Genomic DNA, 317 nt, shown 5'->3' with positions numbered 1-317 from the left:
CATCGTTGTGGCGGCGGGTGTACTCGCAGCTGAAGCTGTCGGAGCAGCAGCAGGCGCGGATGCCCTTGACCTTGTTGTCGGCCATGCTGATGCCGACACCGGTGCCGCAGAACAGCAGGGCCTTGTCGCACTGGCCGCTGACCACAGCGTCACAGGCAGGCAGTGCCATATCGGGGTAATCCTCGCTGGCAGTGCTGTGGGTGCCAAAGTCGATATACTCCAGCCCCAGCTCGTCCAGGTGAGCCTTGACGGCTTCCTTCTGTTCATAACCGCCATGGTCGGCGGCAAGCGCAATGGGTTTTGCCATGAGAAATTTC

1 protein-coding gene is annotated in these 317 nt (G+C 60.9%); it reads right to left on the bottom strand.

The genetic code is table 11. The features are described 5' to 3' along the window. The coding region (locus P0G09_RS17120; RefSeq protein ID WP_275253269.1) for an RpiB/LacA/LacB family sugar-phosphate isomerase at positions 1–307 on the bottom strand (307 nt) is incomplete at its 3' end. Positions 308–317: the final 10 nt, after the last annotated feature.

Origin of the sequence: Faecalibacterium sp. DFI.5.82, from assembly GCF_029076575.1 — a bacterium.
Taxonomy (GTDB): Bacteria; Bacillota; Clostridia; order Oscillospirales; family Ruminococcaceae; genus Faecalibacterium; species Faecalibacterium duncaniae.
Note: the sequence above shows the minus strand (reverse complement) of the source record. Positions and strands in the feature narration are given on the sequence as shown.